Origin of the sequence: Streptomyces sp. W16 (assembly GCF_033194735.1) — a bacterium.
GTDB lineage: Bacteria > Actinomycetota > Actinomycetes > Streptomycetales > Streptomycetaceae > Streptomyces.
In genome coordinates this window covers 1-9,608 of the sequence record NZ_JAWOAI010000390.1, presented here as the reverse complement: position 1 = coordinate 9,608, position 9,608 = coordinate 1, and the positions used below count along the sequence as shown (strand labels likewise).

The 9,608-nt window shown below is 70.3% G+C and carries 9 protein-coding genes and 2 pseudogenes; 9 read left to right on the top strand and 2 right to left on the bottom strand.

The window, feature by feature from the left end; genetic code table 11:
• Positions 1–801 precede the first annotated feature (801 nt).
• The gene (locus tag R6V09_RS37130) at positions 802–1,683 is read left to right on the top strand and encodes a hypothetical protein (RefSeq protein ID WP_317885876.1); all 882 of its coding nucleotides are present in this window, start codon (positions 802–804) and stop codon (positions 1,681–1,683) included.
• Positions 1,680–2,855, top strand: a complete 1,176-nt coding sequence (gene mycP, locus R6V09_RS37125) for a type VII secretion-associated serine protease mycosin (RefSeq protein WP_317885875.1) — start codon at positions 1,680–1,682, stop codon at positions 2,853–2,855. The genes R6V09_RS37130 and mycP overlap by 4 nt, the downstream gene beginning before the upstream one ends.
• 24 nt (positions 2,856–2,879) lie before the next feature.
• Here mycP and R6V09_RS37120 read toward each other — a convergent pair whose 3' ends face one another.
• Positions 2,880–3,872, bottom strand: coding sequence for a serine hydrolase (locus R6V09_RS37120; protein WP_317885874.1), 993 nt, complete (start codon positions 3,870–3,872; stop codon positions 2,880–2,882).
• Between the two features lie 150 nt (positions 3,873–4,022).
• Here R6V09_RS37120 and R6V09_RS37115 point away from each other — a divergent pair, with 150 nt between their 5' ends.
• Positions 4,023–4,757, top strand: a complete 735-nt coding sequence (locus tag R6V09_RS37115; RefSeq protein ID WP_317885873.1) for an SseB family protein — start codon at positions 4,023–4,025, stop codon at positions 4,755–4,757.
• Between the two features lie 4 nt (positions 4,758–4,761).
• Here R6V09_RS37115 and R6V09_RS37110 read toward each other — a convergent pair whose 3' ends face one another.
• Positions 4,762–5,133: a DUF1844 domain-containing protein gene (locus R6V09_RS37110; protein ID WP_200714450.1), complete on the bottom strand. Its 372-nt coding sequence runs from the start codon at positions 5,131–5,133 to the stop codon at positions 4,762–4,764.
• A gap of 340 nt (positions 5,134–5,473) precedes the next feature.
• On the opposite strand from R6V09_RS37110, the pseudogene infC reads away from it, so the two are divergent.
• From infC to R6V09_RS37080, 6 genes and pseudogenes are all read left to right on the top strand, one after another.
• A pseudogene (gene infC, locus R6V09_RS37105) lies at positions 5,474–6,224 on the top strand (translation initiation factor IF-3).
• Positions 6,225–6,332: 108 nt separating this feature from the next.
• Positions 6,333–6,527 (top strand): 50S ribosomal protein L35, encoded by a 195-nt coding sequence (gene rpmI / locus R6V09_RS37100; protein ID WP_019065473.1) that lies wholly within the window; start codon positions 6,333–6,335, stop codon positions 6,525–6,527.
• Positions 6,528–6,629: 102 nt separating this feature from the next.
• Entirely contained in the window at positions 6,630–7,013 is a 384-nt protein-coding gene (gene rplT / locus R6V09_RS37095; protein ID WP_019066261.1) for a 50S ribosomal protein L20, read from the top strand.
• A 186-nt stretch (positions 7,014–7,199) separates the two neighbouring features.
• Positions 7,200–8,039: a TrmH family RNA methyltransferase gene (locus tag R6V09_RS37090; RefSeq protein ID WP_317885872.1), complete on the top strand. Its 840-nt coding sequence runs from the start codon at positions 7,200–7,202 to the stop codon at positions 8,037–8,039.
• 56 nt (positions 8,040–8,095) lie between these two features.
• Complete coding sequence (locus R6V09_RS37085) at positions 8,096–9,223, top strand: sensor histidine kinase (protein WP_317885871.1); 1,128 nt, start codon at positions 8,096–8,098, stop codon at positions 9,221–9,223.
• Between the two features lie 166 nt (positions 9,224–9,389).
• Positions 9,390–9,608, top strand: a pseudogene (locus R6V09_RS37080) (phenylalanine--tRNA ligase subunit alpha); the annotation flags it as partial.

Sequence of the window (9,608 nt, the reverse complement as noted above, 5' to 3'; positions counted from 1 at the left end):
GCGTCTCCCGGCCCCGTCGATCCGTCGCGCCCCGCGAACGAGACCTCGCCGCAGGTGGGCGACCGGCAGCGCGACACCCCTGCCCGGCCGGCAACACCCCCGTCGCGTCCGGCTGTCACCCCCGAAGACCCGTCGGAGAGCTCCTCTCAGCTGAGGCCGCCCCCCGCTGCCCCTTGGCGGGGTGAATCGTTCACGGATCCCACTGGCGGTGCGCCCACGCGCGGTGTGTGGTCGCCTTCCTCCGGTGCCGGTGCGTCGTATCCCTCCTCGGGTACCAGTCCCGGTACCGGGACTGGTGGCTCGCGGCCTGCCGATGCCCCTCCCGCTGGACCCACGGCGTCCGGTCCCAGCTCCTCCGCGTCCGCCCCGCAGGGTTCCGCACCCACCGCCGAAGGCGTCGGCACCGGTGCCTGGTCATCTGCCGCTGCCAGTACGCCGGTTCGGCCCGCCGACGACGTCACCAACACGGGCGCCTGGTCACCGGCCCCTCCCACTAAGCCGGTTCGGCCGACCGAGGACTCGTCCAGTACCAGCCCCTGGTCATCTCCCGTTCCCAGCAACCCGGTTCGGCCCGCCGAAGGCGCCGGCACCGCCCCCTGGTCATCTGCCGCTCCCAGTACCCCAGTTCGGCCCGTCCCCGCGCCTGTCCCCGATGACACCGGCACCAGCGCCTGGTCGCCCGCCGCCCCCGGTACCCCCGTCCGCCCCGCGTCCGAAATGCCGCGGCCCGGGGTCAACTCCGGTCCCGATCCCGCCTTTTCCTGGAGTTCGCCGGTAACCCCCGGTGGCGGTCGGCCAGTTGTGTCGTTCGGGGAGCCCGAGGGGTACGACGAGCGGGTACGGCCGCGGCCGTTGGGGGCGCGGATACGGTCCCGTACCGCCGCAGTCGCCGCCTGTGTCGTGCTCGGTCTCGGTCTCATCGGCGGTGCGGTGACCGGGAGTTGGCTCACCGGCGACGACGGGTCCGACGGCGGTGCGAGCACCTTCGCAGCCGCCGGGCAGCTGTGGCACAGCGTGCCCGTCGACCAGCTCTTCCCGCCCACCGTGCAGGGCCAGGGCGCGGGCCCCGGCGGTGCCGACCGCACCTGGACCCGGATCGCCGTGGCCCCGGACACCGGCTGCGCGGGCGCCTTCGACGCGCTGCTGAGCAAAGTGCTCGCCCCGGTCGGCTGCCAACGGCTCCTGCGCGCCACCTACACCGACGCCACCCAGAGCTATGTCACGACGGTCGGCCTGCTCTTCACCAAGGCCGACATCGCCGCGATGACCTCCCTGTCCGCCCGGTTCAAGAACGAGAAGCTCGGCGACCGCACCGACCTCCTGCCCCGCCCGTACGCCGCGAAGGGCACTGTCGCCGCAGCCTTCGGCGACAAACAGCGGGCCTCCTGGACCGTCTCCGTCCTCACCGACGCGCCCGTCGTCGTCTACGCCGTCTCCGGCTGGGCGGACGGCCGTACCGTCGACGCACCCGAACCCGCCGACGAAGCCGTCACCTCCGGCTCCACCACGGCCCCCTCGCAGTCGGGTCTCGGCAACGAGGCGCAGGGGCTCGCAGACCGCGTCGAGCGGAGCCTGCGCAAGACCGTCGACTCACCCTCCGAGACCTCGGCTTCAGAGACTTCGGGGACTTCAAAGACCTCGAAGACCTCGGCGACCTCGAAGGCCTCGGGAGGGAATTCATGAGCGTCACGTCCCGCCGGGCCGGGCTGGTGAGCGCCCTCCTGGCCGCCTCCCTCGCCCTGGTCCCGTCCACCGTCGCGCACGCCGACGGCATACGCGCCCAGGAATGGGCCCTGGACGCCATGCACACCCAGGAGGTCTGGCAGACCACCAAGGGCAAGGGCATCACCGTCGCCGTCCTCGACACCGGCGTCGAGGCCGACCACCCCGACCTCACCGGCAACGTCCTCACCGGCAAGGACATGGTCGGCTTCGGGGCGAAGCCGGGTGACCGGGCCTGGGCCCGGCACGGCACCGCCATGGCCGGCATCATCGCCGGGCACGGACACGGCCCCGGTGACGAGGACGGCGTCGTGGGCGTCGCCCCGGAGGCGAAGATCCTGCCCGTCCGCGTGATCCTCGAAGACGGCGACTCCGCCCGCAGCAAGGCCCGCACCACCCGCGGCAACGCCCTTGCGGACGGCATCCGTTGGGCCGCCGACCACGGCGCCGACGTCATCAACCTCTCCCTCGGCGACGACTCCGCCTCCGCCCACCCCGAGCCCGCCGAGGACGAGGCCGTGCAGTACGCCCTGAAGAAGGGCGTCGCCGTCGTCGCCTCCGCCGGCAACGGCGGCGAGAAGGGCGACCACGTCTCCTACCCGGCCGCCTACCCGGGTGTGATCGCCGCGACCGCCGTGGACCGCTACGGCACCCGCGCCTCCTTCTCCACCCGCCGCTGGTACGCCACGGTCAGCGCGCCCGGAGTCAACGTCGTCATCGCCGACCCCGACCACAAGTACTACGAGGGCTGGGGGACCAGCGCCGCGTCCGCCTTCGTCTCGGGCGCGGTGGCGCTCATCAAGGCGGCCCACCCGGGACTGACCCCGGCCCAGATCAAGAAGCTCCTCGAAGACACCGCCCGCAACCCCCCGGTCGGCGGCCGTGACGACTCCCGGGGCTTCGGTTTCATCGACCCCGCCGCCGCGATCAAGGCCGCCGCAGCCCTCAAACCGACGAGCCTGCGCGCCGCCGCCTACGGCAAGAAGTACTTCGGTTCGGGCCCGGACCCCGCCAAGACCGACAGCCGCACCTCCGACTGGGCTGGCCCCCTCGCGGGCAGCGCCGGTGGAGTCCTGCTCGTCGCGGCGGTCGTCCTGTGGCGCGGCCGACGCAAACGGCCCGAGGGCTTCTAGACCCCGCAGGAGACCCTGGACAAGTCAGTCGGTGGCGGACGCGGAAGCCGACGTAGCGGAGTCGCTCCCCGCGAACGCCGCGACCCCCGCCTTCGCCGCCGCCTCGATCAGCGTGATCCCCTTGTTCTGCGTCGTGCTGCCCTTCGACAGCACCGCGATCAGGTACTCGTGCCCGTCCGCGGCCGTCACCCGCCCGATGCTGTTGACGTCCCACAGCCCGGTCGTGCTCCGCGCCAGCCAGCCGTTCTTCAGCTTCCACTTGGAGCCGTCGGCCGCCGCCGACACCCCCCACTGCTGATCGGCCTCTATCTTTCCCATCAGCCCCTGGATGTACGACTTCGAGGCCGAGCTCAGCTTCGAGTCGTCCCCGAACACCTGCTGAAGCAGGGTGAGTTGATCCGCGGCCGTGGTCTGCGTCAGCCCCCAGAGCGGGCCGTCGCCACCAGTGGTGCCGGTCAGTCCGAATTTCTTGTTGGCCGCGTCGAGTCCGTCCGCCGTGCCGATGATGTTCCACAGCGCCGTCGCGGAGTTGTTGTCGCTGTTCTCGATCATCGTGGTGGCGTACGACTTCTCCGTCGTGGTCAGCTGCCGCCCCGCGTCCTGCGCCTGCAGCAGCAGTGCCGCCAGGATGTCGACCTTGACGATGCTCGCCGTGTCGTAGGCCGCGCCGCCGTACGTGGCGCTCTCACCGGAGTCCACGTCGAGCACGGCCACGGAAACCTTCTGCTTCCCGGCCGGGGTCACCGCCTTCATGGCCTCGGCCAGCAGGGCGTCGTAGTCCACCGTCGGCCGTGCCACCGGTTCCACCGTCGCCTCCCCGCTGCCCGATGCCGACGCCGAGGCGGACGGCGCCGCCGACGACGATACGGGGCCGGAGTGCGCCTGTGCCTTCACGTACACGGTTCCGGCCGCCGTACCGCCCACGACCGCCACGGTGGCGAGGGCGGTGTAGAGGAGCGGACGGCGCCGGGAGGGACGCGCGCGGTGGTTTCGGCGGGCGGCTCTGGAAGACTCCATGCCCGCGATGGTGGAGGCGGCGACTGTGCGAACCGTGAGATGAAAGTTAGATGTCTGTCAACGGTTTCTGAGAAACGTGTGAAACCTGTGTCTCCTGCGTTTCAGGACCCGCACAAGCCCAGCAGTATCCCCCCGATAGGGTCGGTCACCGTGGCGAACAAGAACATTCCCGACTCCGGCTACTCCGACGACGACGGTTCGGCCGATCCCGCACTGAGCGCGGCGCTCGCCGCCTGGGCCGAGGACCGCACCGCCGTGGATCCCGTCCTGGCGGCTCTCAAGGGCGCCCGGCTGCTCGTGCCCGTGGTGGCGATGCTCGGCGAGGCCGAGGTGGACGAGAACGGGCTGCGCCGCGAGAAGACCAGCGACATGGCCGTCCCCACCCTGAAGGCCGGCGGTCGTACCGCGCTGCCCGCCTTCACGTCCAGCGACTCGCTGGCCCGCTGGGACCCGGCGGCGCGCCCCGTGGCCGTACCGCTGCACCAGGCCTTGCAGGCCGCCGTGCACGAGAAGGCGGACACGATCGTGCTGGACCTGGCCGGGCCGGTGTCCTTCGAGCTGTCGGGGCCCGCGCTGCTGGCCCTCGCCGAGGGGCGTACCAGCGTGGACCCGCTCACCGATCCGGCGGTCGCGGAGGCGGTCCGCTCCGCGCTCGGCCATATGCGCGGGGTACTTCGTGCCTACCTCGGCCCCGGCCGGGGGGACGGCACCCTTGCCCTGGTCTTCGAGCCCGCCATACCGCACGCCGCCGGCATCCACGGGGTCGCGCGCCGGCTCGCCGCCGAGGAAACGCTGAGGGCCCGCCTGGTGCACGGCCTCGACCTGGCAGTCCTGCCGGCCGGGGCGACGCCTCCGGGCGAGCCCTTTTACGTACGTGTGGGGTGAGCCGCTAGCCGTAGACCGGGCCCGTGTACTTCTCGCCCGGACCCTGGCCCGGCTCGTCGCGGACGAGGGACGCCTCGCGGAACGCCAGCTGGAGCGACTTCAGGCCGTCGCGCAGCGGGGCCGCGTGGAAGGAGCTGATCTCGGTCGTGCTCGCGTCGAGCAGCCCGGCCAGGGCGGTGACCAGCTTGCGGGCCTCGTCCAGGTCCTTGTACTTGTCGCCCTCGTCGGTCAGACCGAGCTTCACGGCGGCGGCGCTCATCAGGTTGACGGCGACCGTCACGATCACCTCGACCGCCGGGACCTCCGCGATGTCGCGGGTCAGGGCGTCGAAGTCGGGGGAGTCGGGATTCGCGGACTCGGGGGGCGTGTCACTCATGCCCCACACGATAGGGCCCGGTGTACGGCGGTTCGCACCACCCCCGGGGAGCTGCTAGCCTTGTGTGATGACCGGCCAGGCACTCGCGTGCCCGGCCAACAAGTGGAGGCTCCGATCTCCCACCTGACTGTCCTCATGGACGGCGGGTCACCCCCGGTCAGGCGGTTGCCATCGTTCCGTACGGACGATGGAGTCGCCCGAAAGCGCGCCCCGCGATCATCGCGGCGGTGCTCCGGCAGTGCTTTGGAGCCCCGTCTTGTGATCGTCCGGGGCATTTTTCATGTTCCGGCGCGGTTAGGTCTGTCTACCAAAGACAAACGCGGCCGTCCGCCAGATGGCCGTGTGGTGCTAACCGAGGAGGATCCATCAGCACCGAGCCCCGTATCAACGACCGGATTCGCGTTCCCGAGGTGCGACTTGTCGGTCCGAGCGGCGAGCAGGTCGGGATTGTTCCGCTTGCCAAGGCCCTTGAGCTTGCGCAGGAGTACGACCTCGACCTGGTCGAGGTGGCGGCGAACGCACGTCCGCCGGTCTGCAAGCTCATGGACTACGGGAAGTTCAAGTACGAGTCGGCCATGAAGGCCCGTGAGGCGCGCAAGAACCAGGCGCACACGGTCATCAAGGAAATGAAGCTCCGGCCGAAGATCGACCCGCACGACTACGACACCAAAAAGGGTCACGTCGTTCGGTTCCTCAAGCAGGGCGACAAGGTCAAGATCACGATCATGTTCCGTGGTCGCGAGCAGTCCCGGCCCGAGCTGGGCTACCGACTGCTGCAGCGGCTCGCCACGGACGTCGAGGACCTCGGGTTCATCGAGTCGAACCCGAAGCAGGACGGCCGAAACATGATCATGGTGCTCGGCCCGCACAAGAAGAAGACCGAGGCGATGGCCGAGGCCCGTGAGGCCCAGGCGGCCCGCAAGGCGGAAGCGAAGGCCAACCCGGGCAAGTCGCAGAACGCCGCGGAGTCCGACTTCGAGGGTGACGGCATCGAAGGTGAAGTCATCGAGGGCGAGGACATCGCCGACGAGGACGTCGCTGCCGAGGTCGAGACCGTCGAGGCCCCGGCCGAGGCTCGCGCCGACGCCTGATCCCCGGACGCCAGTCCAGGGATGTAACCGATACAAGAGCGACGCTCCACCTGTGCCCGGTTTCACGACCGGGCACCGGAGCGCCACCGACGAGGAGATAACGGCGCTATGCCGAAGAACAAGTCGCACAGCGGTGCCAGCAAGCGCTTCAAGATCACCGGCTCCGGCAAGGTGCTCCGCGAGCGTGCCGGCAAGCGCCACCTGCTCGAGCACAAGTCGTCCCGCGTGACGCGTCGCCTCACCGGCAACGCCGAGATGGCCCCGGGCGACGCCAAGAAGATCAAGAAGCTTCTCGGCAAGTGACGTACGCGGCGCTCCGGTTGAGCGCCGTACGTCTGGACCGGGACCCCATCGATTCCGGGCCGTGTGAGTCCAACCACGGCCCCGCTACAAGGAGTTAAACAAGTGGCACGCGTCAAGCGGGCAGTCAACGCCCACAAGAAGCGCCGGGCGATCCTCGAAGCCGCCTCCGGCTACCGCGGTCAGCGTTCGCGTCTGTACCGCAAGGCCAAGGAGCAGGTCACCCACTCGCTGGTCTACAACTACAACGACCGCAAGAAGCGCAAGGGCGACTTCCGTCGGCTGTGGATCCAGCGCATCAACGCCGCTGCCCGCGCCAACGGCATCACCTACAACCGCTTCATCCAGGGTCTCAACGCGGCCAACATCGAGGTCGACCGCAAGATCCTCGCCGAGCTGGCCGTCAACGACGCCGGTGCGTTCGCCGCGCTGGTCGAGGTTGCCCAGAAGGCGCTGCCGAGCGACGTGAACGCGCCGAAGGCCGCGTGACGCTGCGCTGGCTTTAGAGTGAGTGTGAGTTGAAGGACCCGCAGGTTATTAGCCTGCGGGTTCTTTGGTGCTGGCCCGGCCCGGCCCGGTTCGTTGTCGGGTGCGGGTTCGTTGTGGCTGGTCGCGCAGTTCCCCGCGCCCCTGAGGGGATTGCGGTTGGCCTGAGATTTGAAGGTGAAGCAGAGCATGTCCCCCGACCTCATCTCCCCCCGTTCCTCTCGTGTTGCCGCCGCTCGGCGGCTTGCTCGGCGGAACTTCCGGAGCAAGGAGCGGCTGTTCCTGGCCGAGGGGCCGCAGGCCGTGCGGGAGGCCGCGGGGTACAAGGACACGCTTGTCGAGTTGTTCGCCACCGTTGAGGCTGCGGAGCGGTATGCCGACATCGTCGGTGAGGCCCGTGACGCCGGCGCCCGGGTGCATCTCGCCGATGAGCAGGTCATCGCCGACATCTCGACCACCGTCACGCCGCAGGGGCTCGTCGGGGTCTGCCGGTTCCTCGATACCCCCTTCGAGGAGATCCTGAAGGCCCGGCCCAAGCTCGTCGCTGTCCTCGCCAACGTGCGCGACCCTGGCAACGCCGGCACCGTCCTGCGCTGCGCCGACGCCGCCGGTGCCGAGGCCGTCGTACTGACCGACGCTTCCGTCGATCTGTACAACCCGAAGGCCGTACGGGCGTCCGTGGGCTCCCTGTTCCATCTGCCCGTCGCCGTGGGAGTGCCCGTCGAGCAGGCCGTGGCCGGGCTCAAGGGCATCGGGGTGCGCATCCTCGCCGCCGACGGGGCCGGGACCGACGACCTCGACGACGAGTTGGACCAGGGCACCATGGGCGGGCCCACCGCCTGGGTGTTCGGGAATGAAGCCTGGGGGCTTCCGGAGGAGACCCGCGTACTCGCGGACGCCGTCGTGCGCGTTCCGATCCACGGGAAGGCCGAAAGCCTGAACCTCGCCACCGCCGCCGCCGTATGTCTGTATGCGTCTGCCCGTGCACAGCGCGCCTCCGGAGGGTGCCGCTCCGTCACCGACAGCTAGTAGGGTGACCAGCTCGGGGGCCACCTGCGCCGTATGAGAAGAGGTGGGGTACGGGGATGACTGTCGGCACGAGCAGCGCGCCGGGAGCACGCGGCGTGCCCCGGCTGTCCGCGGCCCGGCACGACGACCTCGGCATCGACCCCGACGAACTGGCCGACGGCCTGGTCATCGCCGACGAGCACGGTCACGTCGTCTGCTTCAACGCCGCCGCCGAGCGCATCACCGCCGTCCGCGCGGCCGACGCCCTCGGACAGCGGCTGGAGAAGGCCCTCCCTTTAGAGGACCTGGAGGGCCGCCGCTGGTGGCAGCTGACCGATCCCTACGGCGGACTCGCCATCCGGGTACGGCAGCCCGAGCGCAACCTGCTGCTGCCGGGCGGCCACGAGGTCCTCGTCACGGCACGGTATGTGCGTGCGGAGCCCCTCGGTCCGGTCCGCCGGGTTGTCGTCTCTCTGCGTGACACCGAGGCCCGTCGCCGCACCGAGCGCAGCCACGCCGAGCTGATCGCCACCGTCGCCCACGAACTGCGCTCCCCGCTCACCTCCGTCAAGGGCTTCACCGCGACCCTGCTCGCCAAGTGGGAACGCTTCACCGACGACCAGAAGCGGCTGATGCTGGAGACCGTCGACGCCGACGCCAACCGCGTCACCCGGCTCATCGCCGAGCTGCTCGACATCTCCCGTATCGACTCCGGGCGGCTCGAACTGCGCCGCCAGCCCGTCGACATAGGCGCGGCCGTCGGCCGCCACATCCAGGCGTACGTCGCCGCCGGCCAGCCCGCGGACCGGTTCATGCTCCGCGTCGAACAGCCGCTGCCCGACCTGTGGGCCGACCCCGACAAGGTCGACCAGGTGCTGAGCAACCTGCTGGAAAATGCGGTGCGGCACGGCGAGGGAACCGTCACTATCGACGTCACGGCCTCGGCGTCCCCCCGCGAGGGGGAGGAAACCGGCACATCGGTGACGGTCAGCGACGAGGGCCCAGGCATCCCGGAGGAGTCCATGAACCGCGTCTTCACCCGCTTCTGGCGGGGCAGTAAGCGCGGCGGCACCGGACTCGGGCTGTACATCGTCAAGGGCATCGTCGAAGCCCACGGCGGCACCATCACGGTCGGCCGCGCCCCCGGCGGCGGCGCCGAGTTCCGATTTATGTTGCCCGTGGGCACCCCGGCGTATCTGCAGTAACCCTGCCGCAGCCGCCGACGAGGCCCCACGGGCGATGTCACCTGCCTCACCCCCGTTAGACTCGGCCTTTGGCACCTTTGCGTCCCCGTTTCAGGGACGACGACGCGTCCCCCGAGTCGAGTCGGGACGGGGACCATCCGCCAGCCAACCGGAAGCACGGGAAGAGATGTCGGCACCGAATAAGTCGTACGACCCTGTAGAGGTCGAGGCCTTGAAACCGGAAGAGATCGAGCGCATGCGGGACGAGGCGCTCGCCGCCTTCGCCGCCGCCGGTGACCTCGACGCGCTCCAGGAGGCCAAGGTCGCCCACACCGGCGGCACCTCCCCGCTCGCCCTCGCCAACCGCGAGATCGGCGCGCTGCCCCCGCAGGCCAAGGCAGCCGCC

Excerpts from the sequence above, each read along its gene's own strand:
- mycP (WP_317885875.1), top strand. The coding sequence starts at position 1,680 with ATGAGCGTCACGTCCCGCCGGGCCGGGCTGGTGAGCGCCCTCCTGGCC.
- R6V09_RS37120 (WP_317885874.1), bottom strand. The coding sequence starts at position 3,872 with ATGGAGTCTTCCAGAGCCGCCCGCCGAAACCACCGCGCGCGTCCCTCC.
- R6V09_RS37110 (WP_200714450.1), bottom strand. The coding sequence starts at position 5,133 with ATGAGTGACACGCCCCCCGAGTCCGCGAATCCCGACTCCCCCGACTTC.
- rpmI (WP_019065473.1), top strand. The coding sequence starts at position 6,333 with ATGCCGAAGAACAAGTCGCACAGCGGTGCCAGCAAGCGCTTCAAGATC.
- R6V09_RS37090 (WP_317885872.1), top strand. The coding sequence starts at position 7,200 with ATGTCCCCCGACCTCATCTCCCCCCGTTCCTCTCGTGTTGCCGCCGCT.
- R6V09_RS37085 (WP_317885871.1), top strand. The coding sequence starts at position 8,096 with ATGACTGTCGGCACGAGCAGCGCGCCGGGAGCACGCGGCGTGCCCCGG.